This window comes from Citrobacter sp. Cpo103 (genome assembly GCF_030332605.1).
GTDB lineage: Bacteria > Pseudomonadota > Gammaproteobacteria > Enterobacterales > Enterobacteriaceae > Citrobacter > Citrobacter portucalensis.
Genome location: NZ_JAOWHO010000020.1, coordinates 55,962 through 74,242 on the forward strand (window position 1 = coordinate 55,962; position 18,281 = coordinate 74,242).

An 18,281-nucleotide genomic window follows, 5' to 3' on the forward strand; every position below is an offset into this window, starting at 1 on the left:
TGCAAATTAACGGTAATACACTTCAAAGGTGGCCACCGCATCGACCTGACCTCCCTTCACCGTTCCGGTTTTAGCGTATCGCGCTTTCAGGGGGATCTCCTCTGTTCCCCGCCCGGTTGCGCTTTCGATCCCCGTATATTCCTGATCAAAACTCAGCACATGATTATCTTTGTCGAGGATCTGGATCCCCACACCGCTGGCAGCCCCTTCCCCACTGGCAATGTTCAGAATATTGCCGTCGGTAACACCGGTTGAACCGGCGCTGGTAAACTTATAATCAATGTGCGTTCCGGTAGTACAATCGGCGACTTCAATTTTAAAGCTGTCATCGGTGAGTACGGAAGAATATCCCTGAGATAAACTGCCTGAGGTTACCGAGTCCATTAGAACGGCAATATCTTTACTGACCAAATTACAAGTATTGGTTAGCACATCGACCACCGTTGGGCCAAAACGCAGTTTTGCCGCTATCAGGTTCCCCATTTGATAATCGGCATTAAATAAGCTGGTATCCAGCGTACCAGACTGAACGGTGTCAATAACGACCAACTCAACCCCCACATGATAGGTTGAGTCAAAAGAAGCCCAACTCCCTAATCTACCAATATAGTGCCGGGGAGTAATGAGATTATCGCCAGTGAATGTCGCTGTCTTATTCTCTGCGCGAGCAGCGCGAAAACCAATACCAGGTACTGTTGTTTTATAAACTCCCGGCAATACTCCTGAATAATCAGCATCAGTCAATACCAAATAGCCGTCATACACCCGCTCATTGCCGTCACAGCTTAAGCCGTGTGATTCTCCAACTGTTTCTCCGGAATAGACTACAGTTCCTACAGCTGCATCAGACTCAATCACAATCTGCGCGGGCATGGTAAACATAATCGTTGGATTCGCATCCGGATTGGTAAACGAGCATTCAGCCCTGGCCTGCTGAAAACAGACGCTAATAATAGCTAACATCAGCGTGATGAAGAGCCTGACAACAGGCTTTATTCCTTTTTGCATCTGGTCATTTCCCTGTTAGCTAAACAACAACATCCACCGTTGCCACTACCAGTGGTAGTACGGCAAACATAGCCATCGCATACCACTATCCAGCACCTGCTGCTTGTCCGCTTTTGCATATCTCCTCCATTTATCAACGGCAGTTGAGCGTTGCGGTGAAAATTCCCGGTTCAGGTTGTGCCGGAACCGTCACCTCCGCCGAGCAGCGCTGCTGCGCCGTATCACCCCATTGCGCGGTCACACGCTGCGTCCCTTTTAACCCAGTGATAAACACTTCACCGGCATCGCCCACGATAGAGGTTGCGCCGTCCATACTCAGCATCGCCCCAAAAGGCACCATACCCTGACCATATCGCAACGTCAGCAAGGCACGCTTACCCGCACGCGCGGTAAAGTCCGCCGCCACTACCGCCCCCTTGGTCGGATTCACGTCCAAAGACGCATCCTTAATATCTAAATCATCGCGCCCCATGGTATTCACGGTGATGGTATTACGCCGATAGTTGGTTAAGGTCGGCACAATGGCATTGCCCCAACGGTCGGTATACACCCCTTGTGAATTTTGGATTTTGACGTTATCGCCATCGACAATATGCACCACCGCAAAAGCATCCTGGATCGACTGTCCCAGAGTTATTCCTTGCGAGTGCGCGACAACGGAGCCCTGTGCACTATAGCCCCACTGCTTGCTGTCTTGCTGATAGCTGTAATTAGCGCTGAACTCCCCCACCGAAGCCCGATAGCGCGAGGAGAGATAAGCGCCGTAGCCCACGTTGTTATCGGTGTAGGTTTGCTGAAGGTTGTAATTTAAGTTGTTGTTTTCCAGCAACGAGCCGCTAACGCCCGCCTGGTGCGAGGTGTTACCTTTTTTCGAACTGGTCAGGTTATAGGTGCCCCAGGAGTTCGCCAGCCAGCGCGAGAGCGGAATGTTAATCGAAATCGAAACCTGCTGGTCGTTATCGGTCGATGGCGTTTTCGTCAGGCTATAGTTCAGCGACCAGTTAACGCCCTGCCAGCTGCTGCTGTAACCCAAGCTGACGCTGCGCTCATGGCCTTCCATTCCCCAGTAGTCCTGCTGATAGGCGTTGGCATATACCGACCCCCAGCTATGTAACGACTGTGAAAGGTTTAGCTGTAAGCGGCTCCGGCGGTTAAAAGCATTGCGATAGCTGTAAATGCTGTCGTCGTCATAGGCGTTATTGCGCTGATCGAGAGCCTCCTGAAAGGTATAAAATCCAGAGGTGGAATAACGATAGCTGGCCAGCGTGATCGTGGTATTGGTCAGCGGAAAATCTTTTGCGTACTGCGCGCGCCACGACTGGCCGTTCGCATCTGCGCGACCGTCGTCAAATGCGGTTCTGGCGGCCGTCAAATCCATCGACACTGAACCAAAATCGCGTAAATCGGCCCCGATGCCGACCAGCCCGGCATGATACATCGACGCGCCCTGCAGACCGCCGTAGGCGGTAATTCCGAAAGGTAAGCCGTAAATTGCCGTCGCCTGGCCAAATTCCGGTTCTTCGCCGTTATCCACATCGCGATATTTACCTGCCGCCAGGCTGTACTTCAGCGCGCCTTCGCGCTGCATAATCGGCACCGAGGAGCTGGCCTGAATAAAGCTGCGCTCCGTACCGTCGGCCTCCGTCACGGTGACTTCCAGATCCGCTCCTGCCGTGACCTGGGTTAAATCACGGATTTCAAACGGGCCGGGCGAGACGTTGGTCTGGTAGATGGTGTAACCGTTTTGTTTGATGGCCACTTTGGCATCGCTGTTGGCGATGCCGCGCACCACCGGGGCGAATCCCTGTAATCCGCTGGGCAGCATGCTGGTATCGGTCTCCAGCTTCACCCCGGTCATTTGTACGCTGTCAAACAGTTCGCCGTTGGTGTAGGTTTGCCCAAGCTGAAGCTGGCTGCGCAGGCGTTTGATATCACGCTCCAGCGTTGTGCTTATAGATTGCCAGCCGCTGTCATTCCCCCAGCTACTGGAATTGCGCACTCGCCATGGGCCAATGTTCATACCCGAATTGAGACTGGCCCAGTTAGAGGCATTGTTGTCCCTATTCGACTGCTGATGCGAGCCCGAAACATAGTAGCTGGTCCACAGAGCCGGAATGCCATCGTCCCAGGAAGCGGGATTGCTTTCGCCCGAAATTTGTTTGTCGCGGTAGATTTGCGGAATACGTAATTGCAATACCTGAGTTTCCGGGCTGAAGTCATAGCGCGCATCAGCAATATATTCACTAATATCGCCCAATGCGGCATTATCATTAATATTCTTTAACGCCGGGATGGAATCAACTTTGACGCCCAGTTCACGCAGTTCTGCTTTAGTAAACTGCGGAACCAGTTTGCTGTTATCTTTTGAAAGGACGTAATTTAAATTTCGTTTATCGATGCGATCCCGATCCCAGACAATGGACGTTAAATACCGCCCTGGCGATAGACCATTATTGCGTAAATAAGCTTCCAGCGCGCCGGTATTCTCCAGCGGCGTCCCCGTTTCCAGCGCACTGAGATTGAAATAATCGTCAGCGCAAACGGAACCACTCGCCGTTAATATCGCGAATGTCAGCGTATTGAGCGCAAAAAGCCGGACAGTACGATGAGAAGACATAAACGCCACCCGTAAGAAATCGATAGCTCATTTACAGCGGCTGTTTACGCTGTCCGGTTTCTGATCCGAAATCATTAATCGCGGTCCAGGCTACGTCGCCTTTTGCTCCGGAAGATAACGGGAAACGCTGCTCAGCAAACGGGGCGACCATCATGGTTAATGCCGAGGGTGAATGCTGATCCACTGCGGATTTAATAGCTTTTCCCGCAACCGTAAGCTGGCCGAAGGTGACATAAAATGGCGTGGGATTTTTCACTACCAGTTGATTTTGGCTGCGGCTAAACTGCAATGACTGCCAGGCCGTTTTCGCCTCACTTTCTTTCAGCGAAGCCGGGCGATAGAACAGCTTTAACTTGGTCTTAATTGCAAATTGTAGCGTGTTGTTATCACGTAACTCTTCCGGGATCGCAGAAACCGATTTAACATTCGCCATAAACAACGATTCGCGATCCTGCGGCAGGGCCGTTTTATTACCGGTATAAACTACGTGCAGCAGCGTCTGGCGATTTTCGTCCAACTTATAAATTGGCGGTGTAATAACAAATGGCGCTTTACTGTCATCAATATTACTCACCCAACTTTGCACCAGATAACGTTTATCATTATCTTTATTTTTTAGGGTTACCTGTACTTCAGACTGGCTGGCAGGATAAATAATTCGCGTTCCGCCAATCACCACCCCCGCATGAGCAATATTTATGCCGGTAGTGAGTACCAAAGCTAATATTGTAATAAGTCGTTTCATTTTCCATTCCATTGAAATACTGGCCCAGCCTGGGCCAGTGCGTACAACGATTAACGATAAATCAGGGTATAGGTTGCTTGCGCGGTATAATCACCGGTGGTCGGTACTGTACTGCCAACCTGAATAACTTCAGCTTTATAATTGAAAACCACGCTCTCGCCATTGGCCTTATTCAGCGAATCATCTGGCTCCGAGCCATCAAATTTTACGTAATCACTGCTGCCTTCTGGCAACATACGTACGCCGAGATTTGTCGCCGTCCCCGTCGGTTGCAGCACTTCCTCGCCATAACCGGCAACACGCGTGCCATCAAATTTGATATTGAGGTTGGCAATCGCGGCATCACATTCCGTCAGTATGATGGCAAAAGATTGCGAGTCACCTACTTTTTTATCAGCGCCAAACGCGGTTTGCGACAGATTATTAAAGGTCACTGTACCGTTTGTCGACGTACCGTTGACATCCACGGCACAGCTATCAGGAATAATCTTGCCGTTAAAGGTGACTGTTCCGGTATCAACGGCCAACGCAGGCATCGCGGCCCCCGCCAGCACGCTGCTTACAAACAATGAGGTGAGAATTTTTTTGCACATAACGTATTCCTTACATATGCTCACAAAAACCAACAGAGGAGAAGTCAATTTTAACGAAAGGAAATAGAGACTGGTTGGAGATACAGATGCAACAGCATCCCTGGATGATATAATATATCTTTATCAACTTGTTCAATCCCAAACATTCCTTTGCATGAGTTATTCTACGATTTACGATAAATAAACGCTAACCAACCCATTCACACCAGCAAGGTCAAAATAAAAACAACACACTGATTTTAATAAAAAAATAATTCATGAAAGATTTACTTAAAATTAAATTTAGTTAACTTTAAATTATCACAGGGAATTGTTAATTACTTTTTTTAATACTGTAAAAAAAATAAAAAAAGGTGGAAAATCAATAAAAAAACCCACAAAAAATTAGTCAAAACCAAATATATACAAAAAAAATAATATGTTGAGTTTATGATTAATCGGGAAATGCCCTGCGGAAATTGCCATTACAGATCATAGATGAGGAACATGCAACACATATTAAAATGTGATCCACAACAAATTACAGCCTGACGTGAAGACCAGCAAAGGCATCCAGTTCCCAGAGAGGAAATGAATAGAAAGGCGATAACAGCGCGAAGAAGAAGTCCCCCACACCGGCCTGTGCCGATGCGGGGGAAGAACAGTTAAAACCAAAATCAGTTACTGCCGAACATGTCCTTAATCCAGCCAGCGACACCGTCGCTATCTTTCTTCTCCTGCTGCGGCGGTTGTTGCTGTTGCTGCTGTTGTGGCTGCTGCGACGGCGTTGACTGATCGAACGGATTACCCGACTGCTGCAGCATTTCACCCTGCTGACACAGCGAATCCGGATCGGTGGTCCACACCGGGAGCGTACGCATCCCGCCGCTACATACGAAGTTACCGTCGTAGTCCACGCCCATATCTACCACATCTTCAGGCGGCGTCAGCACCAGCGGGGTCGGCGTCTGGTTCGCCAGATAACGCTGATAAATCGACATCGCGCCGCTGGCACCGTACAGCTTGGTTGGCTGGTTGTTATCACGGCCTACCCAGGTGATGGTCACCTGGCTGCCGTCGATCCCGGCAAACCAGGTATCCACGTTGTTGTTGGTGGTCCCGGTTTTCCCTGCCAGATGCAGACCCGGATACTTCGCGCCGAGCTGGCGACCTGTACCACGCTGAACCACCTGCTGCATAGTCCACAGCGTCATATACGCTGCCTGCGCCGGAACAGCGCGCTCAGCCTGTGGGAAGCTCTGGTACAGCACGGTACCATCTTCGGCAATCACCGAACGCAGCGCCGACAGCGGCGCACGGTTCCCGCCGCTGGCGATAGTCTGGAATGCCTGAGCAACTTCGATTGGCGTCAGGTTCAACGCCCCCAGCAGCATGGCCGGAACCGGATTAAGCTGATCTTTCGGCGCGCCCAGCTTCAACCAGGTATCGGTTACCGCAGGCAGACCCAGCGCCATCCCCAGATTTACCGTTGGCACGTTCATTGAACGCGTTAACGCATCCACCAGCATCACTTTCCCGCTTTCGCTATAGCGACGGTCATCGTTCTGCGGCGACCACACCTGGCCGTTCGGCTGACGCAACGCAATCGGGGCGTCGGCAATCCAGGTATTCAGGCGGTACAGCTTCGGCTGGCTGAGCGCGGTCAGATAGGTCGCAGGCTTGGCCAGAGAACCAATTGAACGACGCGCCTGCATCGCACGGTTATAGCCCGCAAACTGCGGTTCGGCTCCACCGACCATAGCGCGGACTTCACCGCTAAAGCGGTCAACCACCACAATCGCCGTTTCCAGATCGCTCAGCTTACGCTGTTTCTTCAGCACCGGTATGCCTTCCACCGCCGCTTTTTCTGCAGCGTCCTGCGCCACGGAATCAAAGGTGGTGAAAATCTTCACGCCGGAGAGATCTTTAACTTTATCGCCCAGCTTCGCCTGAAGCTCCTGACGCACCATCTGCATAAAGGCTGGCTGCGGGGAGATCACCCCACCACGCGGCTGTACGCCTAACGGACGCGCGCTCAGCATGTCATACAGATCCTGGTCGATAATCTGCTGCTGTTGCAGCAAACGCAGAACCAGGTTACGACGCTCGAGCGCCAGTTTCGGGTTACGCCACGGGTTGTAGATCGACGCCCCTTTAACCATCCCCACCAGCAGCGCCTGCTGGTCGAGGCTCAGCTCTTCTACCGGACGGCCGAAATAATAGAGGCTTGCCAGCGGGAAGCCGCGAATCTCGTTATCACCGCTTTGACCGAGATAGACTTCGTTCATGTACAGCTCAAGAATGCGGTCTTTGCTGTAACGCGCATCCATGATCAGCGCCATATAGGCTTCGTTAGCTTTACGCCAGTAAGAGCGTTCGCTGGAGAGGAACAGGTTTTTCACCAGCTGCTGAGTCAGCGTACTGGCACCCTGTACCGTACGACCCGCCGTCAGGTTCGCCAGCACCGCACGACCGATGGAATAGAGGCTGATACCGTCATGTTCATAGAAGTGACGGTCTTCGGTCGCCAGCAGCGTATCCACCAGCAGATCCGGGAAGCCGCTACGCGGGACAAACAGGCGCTGCTCGCCGTTAGGTGAAGAGAGCATGGTGATCAAACGCGGATCGAGACGGAAGAAACCGAACTGGCGGTTGTTATCCATATTCTCGATGGTCTCCAGATGATCGCCGTCAAAGGTCAGACGCGCGCGCACCTGCCCTTCCTTACTGTCCGGGAAATCAAACGGACGACGAATCATCTCGATGCTCTTCGCCTGCACGGTAAATTCGCCCGGACGCGTCATCTTCGTCACCTGACGGTACTGCGTGGCCTCCAGCAGCTTCACCATCTCGTTCTTGCCGATAGGCATTTCTGGCTCAAGGTTAACCATACGGCCATATACTGCCGCAGGAAGCTGCCAGACTTTGCCATCAATACGGCTACGAATTTTTTGATCCAGATAAACGCCATAAATGGCGATCAGCACCAAAAAGACAATCGACAGTTTTACCAGCAGCCAGAACCAGCCGCGCTTACCACGAGGCTTACGCCCTTTGCCTTTACCCTTACGCGGCATCGGTTCTTCATCCTCATAGTCATCATCATCATAATCGTCGTCATACTCTTCATCTCTGAGTTGACGACGGCTCACCTTTTGTTTCACCGGACGCGAGGGTTTCCCTTTACGTCCAATTGGCTCGCGGTCATTCCCCGCCATGCTTTTTCTCCGCAACATTCAGGCGCAAGGGCCCGATTCTCTGTTCTTCCGTCCTGCGACAGAAGAAGAAATCTCTCAATTATTACCGCTCTTTCGCCGGATGCGGCATAACGCCTTATCCAGCCTACCGTTTCATTACGAATACTTTTTGGTGCGCCGCGTTGGCGCGGTATTCGCCGGATCGTCCGGCCAGACATGTTTGGGATAACGCCCTTTCATCTCTTTTTGCACCTCACGGTACGATCCCTGCCAGAACGCGCTCAGATCGCTCGTCACCTGTAACGGTCTTTGGGCCGGCGACAGCAGCTCCAGCACCAGCGGCACGCGCCCCTGGGCAATGGTTGGGGTCTTTGCTTCACCAAACATTTCCTGCATCCGAACTGCCAATACCGGAGGATTATCCTCATGATAGCGAATGGCAATCCGGCTTCCCGTCGGCACAGTGTAATGCGCTGGCAGTTCACTATCCAGACGTTGCAGCATTGACCAATCCAGCAAACCGCGCAACGCCAGCCCCATATTGAGTGCTTTTAATGCACGTAACGAGTGTACACCGCTCATGTGCGGCAGCAGCCAGCTCTCCAGCGTCGCCAGCAGAGACTCCTCATCTACCGCGGGCCAGTCGTATTCTGGCAACCAGTTTGCCGCACATTGCAGACGCAGGCGAAACTGCTCAGCTTCCGGCGTCCAGTTGAGCACACTTAGCCCTTTATCGCGAATGCCGTTCAACATCGCCTGGTGCAACTCCTCTTCCGAAGGTTTGGCCAATGGCTGTACTTTTACCGTGAGCTGACCAATGCGCGACCGACGCCATGCCTTTAACGTTCCCTGGGTTTCATCCCATTCGATGGTGTCGGACTGTTGTAGCAGCTCAGGACATGCCTGCATCAGCGACTCGATATCCAGCGGCAGAGCCAGCAAGATACGCGCGTCTGGCGAAGCGCTGCCCTGCAACAAAAGTGGCGCTATCAACCATTCATGGCGTCCTGAGGCATCATCGGCATCCAGCATTGCGCCCATGCCATTCGCCAGTTGATAGCGTCCTTCCTGCCCACGTCGACGCGCGATCCGATCGGCAAACGCCCGCGCCAGCAACGGGGAGAGCAGCGTGCTGTCCGGCTGTCCGCTGCTAACATTAAGCCGTTTCAGCAACTGTTGACTGCGCTGCTGCCAGGCAGGCTGGTTTCGCGAAAATGCCACGGTTAGATCGGTACTGCCACCGCGCGGCGGCTCTTCCAGAATCGCAGCCAGTTTTGCCGCCGTAGCCGCTTCGGTATTATTTTTGGCACCGACCAGCATCGCCGCTAAACGAGGATCGTTACCCAACGCCGCCATTTTCTGCCCCGTGGCGCTAAGCCTGTCGCCCTCAAGCGCGCCCAGCATCTGCAACAGCCGTTTTGCCGCCTGCAGGTTGATGGCGGGCGGCGTATCCAGCCAGTTCAGTTGCTCAGGGTCGGTACATCCCCATTGCAGCAACTCCATCAGTAGCCCGGATAGATCGCTCTGCAATATTTCCGCTTCACCCTGCGCTGCCGCTCTTTCTGCCTGCTCTTTGGCAAGCAGATGCAGGCAAATACCGGGCTCCAGACGACCTGCACGTCCCGCGCGCTGAGTCATCGAAGCCTGGCTGATGCGCTGGGTAATCAGTCGCGTCAGACCGGTACGCACGTCATAGCGCGTCACGCGTTCCTGAGCGCAGTCCACCACCAGTCGGATGCCTTCGATCGTCAAGCTGGTTTCAGCAATATTGGTGGCCAGCACCACTTTGCGTTTGCCTTGTGGCGCCGGCACAATCGCCTGACGCTGCTCGGAAAGCGTTAACGCGCCATACAGTGGACACAGCACAACATCGCTGCCCACACGCGTAGCCAATTGTTCCTGTACGCGCAGGATTTCGCCCACACCCGGTAAAAATAGCAGCAGTGACCCGCTTTCATGGCGCAATAGCTCCGCCGTCGCTATCGCCACCGCTTCATCAAAACGCAAATGCGCCGCCAACGGCTGATACCGCCGCTCAACGGGAAATGCGCGGCCTTCAGAAACGATCGTCGGCGCATCGGGCAACATCTGCTGCAAACGCCCGTTATCCAGAGTGGCGGACATGATCAACAGTTTCAGATCGTCCCGCAGCCCTTGCTGCACATCCAGCAATAGCGCCAGCGCCAGATCAGCCTGTAAACTCCGTTCGTGAAATTCGTCGAGGATCACCAGCCCGACGCCCGTCAGCTCGGGATCGCGTTGGATCATCCGCGTCAGGACGCCCTCTGTTACCACTTCCAGCCGGGTCTGCGGCCCTACGCAGCTTTGCGCGCGCATGCGATAACCCACGGTCTCGCCAGGCTTTTCATTCAGCAATTCCGCTAACCGCTGCGCCACGTTACGCGCTGCCAGGCGCCGCGGCTCCAGCAAAATAATCCGTCCCTTGATACTGCGATGCTCAAGAAGTCGTAACGGCAGCCAGGTCGATTTCCCGGCACCGGTCGGCGCCGTCAGCAAAACCTGCGACGAGGTATCAAGAGCGGTAAGCAGTTCAGGCACTACGGCGGCAACGGGCAACGACGTCACAAATGACTCCAGAGGGTTAACATTCTTCGCGCTGCATTGTAGCATCGCGTTAATTCATAACCGAGTATCCATCATGTCTGAACCAAAAAGGCTGTTCTTTGCGATTGAATTGCCAGGCGAGGTTCGGGAGCAGCTAATCCACTGGCGAGCCGCGCAGTTCCCCCCGGAAGCGGGTCGTCCCGTCGCGTCTGATAATTTGCATCTGACACTGGCCTTTCTAGGCGACGTCAGCGACGAGAAGCAGCAGGCGCTGTCGCAACTCGCGGGACGTATTCGCCAGCCGGGTTTTACGCTCAAATTCGATGATGCCGGGCAATGGTTGCGATCCCGGGTTGTGTGGCTGGGAATGCGTCAGCCGCCGCGCGGACTGCTGCAACTGGCGAATATGCTGCGGGCACAGGCCGCACGCAGCGGTTGCTACCAGAGCCCGCAGCCGTTTCATCCACATATCACGCTGCTGCGCGATGCCGGCCACGCGGTGCCAATCCCGCCACCGGGCTTTGGCTGGTCGTTTCCAGTCACGGAATTTGCGCTTTATTCCTCCTCATTTGCACGAGGACGCACGCGTTACACGCAGTTGCAACGCTGGACGCTGACTGAATAATCAAAGGAATGTTTATGCAATTTTCTCCACCTTTACAACCTGCAACGCTCATTCAGCGCTATAAGCGCTTTTTAGCGGATGTGATCACACCAGCTGGCACAGAGTTAACGCTACACTGCCCAAATACCGGTGCGATGACCGGATGCGCAATGCCAGGTGACACCGTTTGGTATTCGACATCAGAAAATACTAAACGCAAATATCCACATACCTGGGAATTAACGCAAACTCAATCCGGTGAATTTATTTGTGTTAACACGCTGTGGGCCAACAGATTAACGAAAGAGGCGATTCAGCAGGCGTTAATTTCGGAAGTTTCAGGCTACAGCACTTTGAAAAGTGAAGTAAAATACGGTGCCGAAGGGAGCCGCATCGACTTTTTGTTACAGGCAGATTCCCGACCTGACTGCTATATTGAAGTGAAATCAGTCACGTTGGCGGAAAAAGAACAGGGTTATTTTCCCGATGCCATCACTGAACGAGGTCAGAAGCATCTTCGGGAATTGATGAGCGTAGCGGCTGAAGGCAAGCGGGCTGTGATATTTTTCGCCGTGCTACATTCAGCCATTACACGGTTTTCACCCGCGCGCCATATCGATGCGAAATATGCGCAATTATTAGTTGAAGCACAGCTTAAGGGGGTAGAAATTCTGGTTTATAAAGCGGAACTTTCTGCCCACGGTATGACTCTTAAAGAGCCGTTGCCCATTACCTTGTAATGGTGTAAATATCTGGTCAATTAGTATTCCGGGCGCGTGGGCAAATACGCTTTTCCTCACAGGGTTGTCAAGTGTTACGTTTAGATAATTGCTATCCGGAAAAGCATCTGCTATTTATAGCGACCTGATTTTTCCCCCGAACATGGGGATCGATAGTGCGTGTTAAGGAGAAGCAACATGCAAGAAGGGCAAAACCGTAAAACATCGTCCCTGAGTATTCTCGCCATCGCTGGGGTGGAGCCGTACCAGGAGAAACCGGGCGAAGAGTATATGAACGAAGCCCAGCTGTCGCACTTCAGGCGTATTCTTGAGGCATGGCGCAATCAACTTAGGGATGAAGTCGATCGCACCGTAACTCATATGCAAGACGAAGCGGCTAACTTCCCTGATCCGGTGGACCGCGCCGCACAGGAAGAAGAATTCAGCCTTGAGCTGCGTAACCGTGACCGTGAGCGCAAACTGATCAAAAAGATCGAGAAGACGCTGAAGAAAGTAGAAGACGAAGATTTCGGCTACTGCGAATCATGCGGCGTAGAAATTGGTATTCGCCGTCTGGAAGCGCGTCCGACAGCCGATCTGTGCATCGACTGTAAAACGCTGGCAGAAATCCGCGAAAAACAAATGGCAGGTTAATTCCGGTCATTTTTACCACGTTTACTACAGGCGGGAGCATCTCCCGCCTTATTATTTGTTAGTCCGCAAAATGAGCGATTCACATTATATTGGCCGCTTCGCCCCTTCCCCCTCCGGCGAACTGCATTTCGGTTCACTGATTGCCGCCCTCGGCAGTTACCTGCAGGCTCGTGCCCGGCGCGGAATCTGGCGAGTACGCATTGAAGATATTGACCCCCCTCGTGAAGTTCCCGGTGCTGCAAATACGATTCTGCATCAGCTGGAACATTACGGACTGCACTGGGATGGCGATATTTTATGGCAATCTCAGCGTCATGACGCCTACCGCGAGGCGCTTGCCTGGCTACACCAGCAGGATCTGAGCTATTACTGCACCTGTACGCGGGCGCGTATTCAAAGCGTCGGCGGTATTTACGATGGTCACTGCCGTGAGCTGCGCTGCGGACCTGAACAGGCCGCAGTTCGCATTAAGCAACGCCATCCGGTAATGCAGTTTACGGACCAGTTGCGCGGGGTGATTCAGGCTGACCCTCAGCTTGCAGGCGAAGATTTTATTATCCACCGACGCGACGGGCTGTTTGCCTATAACCTCGCCGTGGTGGTTGATGACCACTTTCAGGGCGTAACGGAGATTGTACGCGGCGCCGATCTTATCGAACCCACGGTGCGGCAAATCTCTTTGTATCAGCAGTTTGGCTGGCAAGCGCCTGACTATATTCATCTTCCGCTAGCGCTCAACGAACAAGGCGCTAAACTTTCAAAACAAAATCATGCACCTGCGCTGCCGCAAGGCGATCCGCGTCCGGTGATTATTGCCGCGCTACGCTTTCTCGGCCAACGTGCCGATATCCCGTGGCAGGAGATGCGTGTCGACCAGATCCTGGCGTTTGCCGTTGAGAACTGGCGTCTGACAGCGGTGCCTGAATCGGCGATCTTAAATCCGGCATTCTCAAATGCATCATGCTGAGCTATGATTAGCCGCTATTTTTACACAGCAACACTTGTTCTGATTGAAGTTTGACACTACCGAGGTGCACTATTTTTACCCGAGTCGCTAATTTTTGCCGCAAGGTGCTAAGCCGCGAGGAGCGCGAGGCTGAGCTCGCCGTCGCCCGTCCACATATGACGGTAATTCCGCGTGAGCAGCACTCTATCTCCCGCAAAGATATCAGTGAAAATGCCCTGAAGGTAATGTACAGGCTCAATAAGGCCGGATACGAGGCATGGCTGGTTGGCGGTGGTGTACGCGATCTTTTGCTGGGCAAAAAGCCGAAAGATTTTGATGTCACCACTAACGCAACGCCGGATCAGGTGCGCAAACTGTTTCGTAACTGTCGCCTGGTCGGTCGCCGTTTCCGTCTGGCCCATGTCATGTTCGGCCCTGAAATTATCGAAGTGGCGACATTCCGCGGTCATCATGAAGGCAGCGAGTCCGATCGCACAACATCCCAGCGCGGACAAAACGGAATGCTGCTGCGCGACAACATCTTCGGCTCCATTGAAGAAGATGCCCAGCGTCGCGACTTCACGATTAACAGCCTGTATTACAGCGTGGCCGATTTCACCGTACGTGATTACGTCGGGGGAATGCAGGATCTCGAAGAGGGTATCATTCGCCTGATCGGTAATCCGGAAACGCGCTATCGCGAAGATCCTGTGCGCATGCTGCGCGCCGTACGCTTTGCCGCCAAGCTCGACATGCGTATCAGCCCGGAAACCGCAGAGCCGATCCCGCGTCTGGCAACGCTGCTTAACGATATTCCTCCCGCACGCTTGTTTGAAGAAGCACTCAAACTATTACAGGCGGGCTATGGATACGAAACCTATAAAAAGCTGCGTGAGTACAGCCTGTTCCAGCCGCTGTTCCCCACCATTACGCGCTACTTCACCGAAGACGGTGACAGCCCAATGGAACGCATCATTGCCCAGGTATTGAAGAATACCGACAACCGCATTCACAATGATATGCGCGTTAACCCGGCCTTCTTGTTCGCGGCAATGTTCTGGTATCCGCTACTGGAAGCCGCACAGAAAATTGCGCAAGAAAGCGGTCTGGCCTACTACGACGCTTTCGCGCTGGCAATGAACGACGTGCTGGACGAAGCCTGCCGCTCGCTGGCGATCCCGAAACGTCTGACCTCGCTGACCCGCGATATCTGGCAGTTGCAGCTACGGATGTCCCGTCGCCAGGGTAAACGCGCCTGGAAGCTGATGGAACATCCAAAGTTCCGTGCAGCTTACGACCTGTTAGCGCTGCGTGCCGAAGTCGAACACAATGCGGAATTGCAGCGACTGGCGAAATGGTGGGGTGAATTCCAGGTTTCTGCGCCGCCGGAACAAAAAGGTATGCTGAACGAGCTGGATGAAGAGCCAGACGCACGTCGGCGCCATCGTCGCCCGCGTAAACGCGCGCCACGCCGTGAAGGTTCCGCATGACCCATCACGTATACCCAACAAATTTCGAGTCGCATCAAGGTGGTGACACAGATGCAGCTTGAAAAACGACGGGTATATATCGCCCTCGGCAGTAATTTAGCCTCCCCTCTGGAGCAGGTTAATGCTGCCGTTAAAGCGATCGGTGAAATCCCTGACAGCCGAATCGTGGCTGTCTCCTCGTTCTACCGTACACCGCCATTAGGCCCACAGGATCAACCCGATTACCTGAACGCCGCCGTCGCGCTGGAAACCACCCTCGCGCCGGAAGAATTGCTCAATCATACCCAACGTATTGAGTTACAGCAGGGCCGGGTGCGCAAAGCCGAACGCTGGGGGCCACGAACGCTGGACCTCGACATTATGCTGTTTGGCGATGAGGTGATTAACACCGAACGTCTGACGGTACCGCACTACGACATGAAAAACCGTGGTTTTATGCTGTGGCCGTTATTCGAAATTGCCCCTGAGCTTATCTTTCCGGATGGTATCAGCCTGCATCAGCACCTCACCCATCTTGGTGCTGCAAAACCTGCACACTGGTAAAGTATCTTCTCCCCTTTAGCGTTTACTGCTTTAGCGCCAAACGATTGCTTAAAACAATTGCCCCCCTGAATGTGACTGTTAGAATGCCGATAAATATGACTTTCATCATCAGGAAATGTTATGAAACCCACCACCATTTCACTGCTGCAGAAATGCAAGCAAGAGAAAAAACGCTTCGCGACAATTACCGCCTACGACTACAGCTTCGCTAAGTTATTTGCCGACGAAGGTATCAATGTGATGCTGGTTGGCGACTCGCTGGGCATGACGATTCAGGGGCATGACTCCACTCTGCCCGTGACCGTTGAAGATATCGCTTACCACACTCGTGCCGTGCGTCGTGGCGCGCCTAACTGTCTACTGCTCTCCGACCTGCCGTTTATGGCTTATGCCACTCCGGAGCAGGCGTTTGAAAACGCTGCGGTGGTTATGCGCGCGGGCGCTAATATGGTCAAAATCGAAGGCGGCGCCTGGCTGGTAGATACGGTGAAAATGCTCACCGAACGCGCGGTGCCGGTTTGCGGCCATCTGGGATTAACGCCCCAGTCGGTGAATATTTTCGGCGGTTATAAAATTCAGGGCCGCGGCGACGCCGGGCAGGTACTGCTGGATGATGCGCTGGCCTTAGAAGCCGCTGGCGCTCAGCTGCTGGTGCTGGAGTGCGTGCCGGTTGAGCTGGCGAAGCGCGTCACGGAAGCGCTGTCGATTCCGGTGATTGGTATTGGCGCCGGTAACGTCACCGACGGACAAATTCTCGTTATGCATGATGCGTTTGGCATTACCGGCGGCCACATCCCGAAATTTGCGAAGAATTTCCTCAATGAAGCAGGCGACATGCGCGCCGCAGTGCGGCAGTATATGGCTGAAGTGGAGTCCGGCGTTTATCCGGGCGAAGAGCACAGTTTCCATTAAGGAGTCTTGTTGTGTTAATCATTGAAACCCTGCCGCTGCTGCGCCAGCATATTCGTCGTCTGCGTCAGGAAGGTAAACGCGTCGCTCTGGTTCCCACCATGGGCAACCTGCACGACGGCCATATGAAACTGGTCGATGAAGCAAAAGCGCGGGCTGATGTGGTGTTCGTCAGCATTTTCGTTAACCCGATGCAGTTTGACCGACCGGACGATCTGGTGCGCTATCCGCGTACCCTGCAGGAAGATTGCGAAAAGCTGAACAAGCGTAAAGTCGATTATGTCTTTGCTCCGGCCGTTGAAGAGATCTACCCGCATGGTCTGGAAGGCCAGACTTTCGTTGATGTTCCCGGTCTCTCTACCATGCTGGAAGGTGCCAGCCGTCCAGGCCACTTCCGTGGTGTTTCCACTATCGTCAGCAAGTTGTTTAACCTGATCCAACCCGATATCGCCTGCTTTGGTGAAAAAGATTTCCAACAGCTGGCGCTGATCCGCAAAATGGTAGCGGACATGGGTTATGACATTGAGATCGTTGGCGTACCGATTATTCGCGCCAAAGACGGTCTGGCCCTCAGCTCACGTAACGGTTATCTGACGGCAGAACAGCGTAAAATTGCGCCAGGCCTGCACAACGTGATGAACGGTATCGCTGAAAAGCTGATTGCGGGTAATCGTGAGCTGCAAGAAATTATTACCATTGCCGAACAAGAACTGAATGAAAAAGGCTTCCGCGCCGACGATATTCAGATTCGTGATGCCGACACGCTGCTGGAGTTGACTGAAACCAGTAAACGCGCGGTGATTCTGGCCGCTGCATGGCTGGGTCAGGCACGTCTGATCGATAATCAAAGCGTTACATTAGCCCAGTAGACAGGGGTTAAAAATCGGGCAATACTGCCTGAAGATTTCTCAAAGCAGGCCAGTCGCGCCTGCTAAGCCAAGGTAAACGACAGGGTATAGAAGTTATGATTCGCACCATGCTGCAAGGCAAGCTCCACCGCGTAAAAGTCACGCAGGCGGACCTGCATTACGAAGGCTCCTGCGCCATCGACCAGGATTTCCTTGATGCCTCAGGTATTCTGGAAAACGAAGCTATTGATATCTGGAACGTGACCAATGGTAAACGTTTCTCAACCTATGCCATTGCGGCTGAACGCGGCTCCAGAATCATCTCGGTGAACGGTGCAGCGGCACACTGCGCTGAAGTTGGCGACATTGTGATTATCGCAAGCTTCGTCACCATGTCTGACGAAGAAGCCCGTACATGGCGTCCGAAAGTGGCTTACTTCGAAGGTGACAACGAAATGAAGCGCACAGCAAAAGCGATTCCGGTACAGGTTGCCTAAAACAGGTATTCAAAATTTATATACAAGGAGTCAATTAATCATGACTCCTTTTAAGTCTCTCCCCCAAAAAATCAACATAACAACAGACGTTAATCATCATAAATAATGCTCAAATAAATAATATTCAAATAAAAAATATCAAATACACTTTAGAGAAATAAATTATATGATATAAAAATATCACCCCTCCCCTTATTATCTAAAAAACAAATAAAATAAAACAAAAACATACATTGAATTTATTTTAGAAAAATTTAAAAATCATTACACATAAACTAATTTGATGCTGACAACCCACATCTAATACACTCCTCGAAAATTAATATATAACTCAATTAGATGTTATATTTAACGGCAAGAAGCTAAA

The 18,281-nt window shown here is 52.6% G+C and carries 15 protein-coding genes; 9 read left to right on the top strand and 6 right to left on the bottom strand.

Annotation, left to right across the window (positions count from 1 at the left end; genetic code table 11):
• Positions 1-6 precede the first annotated feature (6 nt).
• From OGX89_RS02925 to hrpB, 6 genes are all read right to left on the bottom strand, one after another.
• The gene (locus tag OGX89_RS02925) at positions 7-1,008 is read right to left on the bottom strand and encodes a fimbrial protein (RefSeq protein WP_080470559.1); all 1,002 of its coding nucleotides are present in this window, start codon (positions 1,006-1,008) and stop codon (positions 7-9) included.
• Between the two features lie 133 nt (positions 1,009-1,141).
• Complete coding sequence (locus OGX89_RS02930; protein WP_003829209.1) at positions 1,142-3,625, bottom strand: fimbria/pilus outer membrane usher protein; 2,484 nt, start codon at positions 3,623-3,625, stop codon at positions 1,142-1,144.
• Between the two features lie 31 nt (positions 3,626-3,656).
• On the bottom strand, positions 3,657-4,370 hold the full coding sequence (locus OGX89_RS02935) for a fimbrial biogenesis chaperone (RefSeq protein ID WP_003829210.1): 714 nt from the start codon (positions 4,368-4,370) through the stop codon (positions 3,657-3,659).
• 50 nt (positions 4,371-4,420) lie between these two features.
• Positions 4,421-4,963: a fimbrial protein gene (locus OGX89_RS02940; protein WP_003829212.1), complete on the bottom strand. Its 543-nt coding sequence runs from the start codon at positions 4,961-4,963 to the stop codon at positions 4,421-4,423.
• A gap of 656 nt (positions 4,964-5,619) precedes the next feature.
• Positions 5,620-8,160, bottom strand: a complete 2,541-nt coding sequence (mrcB, locus tag OGX89_RS02945; RefSeq protein ID WP_063941129.1) for a bifunctional glycosyl transferase/transpeptidase — start codon at positions 8,158-8,160, stop codon at positions 5,620-5,622.
• A gap of 135 nt (positions 8,161-8,295) precedes the next feature.
• Positions 8,296-10,725, bottom strand: a complete 2,430-nt coding sequence (gene hrpB / locus OGX89_RS02950; protein WP_279891809.1) for an ATP-dependent helicase HrpB — start codon at positions 10,723-10,725, stop codon at positions 8,296-8,298.
• A 73-nt stretch (positions 10,726-10,798) separates the two neighbouring features.
• Between hrpB and thpR the strand changes: the two genes are divergently transcribed.
• The 9 genes from thpR (at position 10,799) to panD (ending at position 17,914) form a co-directional block, all read left to right on the top strand.
• Complete coding sequence (gene thpR / locus OGX89_RS02955; protein WP_003829217.1) at positions 10,799-11,329, top strand: RNA 2',3'-cyclic phosphodiesterase; 531 nt, start codon at positions 10,799-10,801, stop codon at positions 11,327-11,329.
• Positions 11,330-11,343: 14 nt separating this feature from the next.
• A complete protein-coding gene (sfsA, locus tag OGX89_RS02960) occupies positions 11,344-12,048 on the top strand; it encodes a DNA/RNA nuclease SfsA (protein ID WP_003829219.1) in 705 nt (234 codons plus the stop codon).
• A 177-nt stretch (positions 12,049-12,225) separates the two neighbouring features.
• Positions 12,226-12,681, top strand: coding sequence for an RNA polymerase-binding protein DksA (gene dksA, locus OGX89_RS02965; protein WP_003829221.1), 456 nt, complete (start codon positions 12,226-12,228; stop codon positions 12,679-12,681).
• Between the two features lie 70 nt (positions 12,682-12,751).
• Positions 12,752-13,648, top strand: coding sequence for a tRNA glutamyl-Q(34) synthetase GluQRS (gluQRS, locus tag OGX89_RS02970; RefSeq protein WP_126956864.1), 897 nt, complete (start codon positions 12,752-12,754; stop codon positions 13,646-13,648).
• A gap of 71 nt (positions 13,649-13,719) precedes the next feature.
• The gene (gene pcnB, locus OGX89_RS02975) at positions 13,720-15,117 is read left to right on the top strand and encodes a polynucleotide adenylyltransferase PcnB (protein ID WP_204192014.1); all 1,398 of its coding nucleotides are present in this window, start codon (positions 13,720-13,722) and stop codon (positions 15,115-15,117) included.
• A 51-nt stretch (positions 15,118-15,168) separates the two neighbouring features.
• The gene (folK, locus tag OGX89_RS02980; RefSeq protein ID WP_003829228.1) at positions 15,169-15,660 is read left to right on the top strand and encodes a 2-amino-4-hydroxy-6-hydroxymethyldihydropteridine diphosphokinase; all 492 of its coding nucleotides are present in this window, start codon (positions 15,169-15,171) and stop codon (positions 15,658-15,660) included.
• Positions 15,661-15,780: 120 nt separating this feature from the next.
• Positions 15,781-16,572 (top strand): 3-methyl-2-oxobutanoate hydroxymethyltransferase, encoded by a 792-nt coding sequence (gene panB, locus OGX89_RS02985; RefSeq protein ID WP_003829230.1) that lies wholly within the window; start codon positions 15,781-15,783, stop codon positions 16,570-16,572.
• 11 nt (positions 16,573-16,583) lie between these two features.
• Positions 16,584-17,438: a pantoate--beta-alanine ligase gene (gene panC, locus OGX89_RS02990; protein WP_003829231.1), complete on the top strand. Its 855-nt coding sequence runs from the start codon at positions 16,584-16,586 to the stop codon at positions 17,436-17,438.
• A 95-nt stretch (positions 17,439-17,533) separates the two neighbouring features.
• A complete protein-coding gene (gene panD / locus OGX89_RS02995; protein ID WP_000621526.1) occupies positions 17,534-17,914 on the top strand; it encodes an aspartate 1-decarboxylase in 381 nt (126 codons plus the stop codon).
• Positions 17,915-18,281 lie beyond the last annotated feature (367 nt).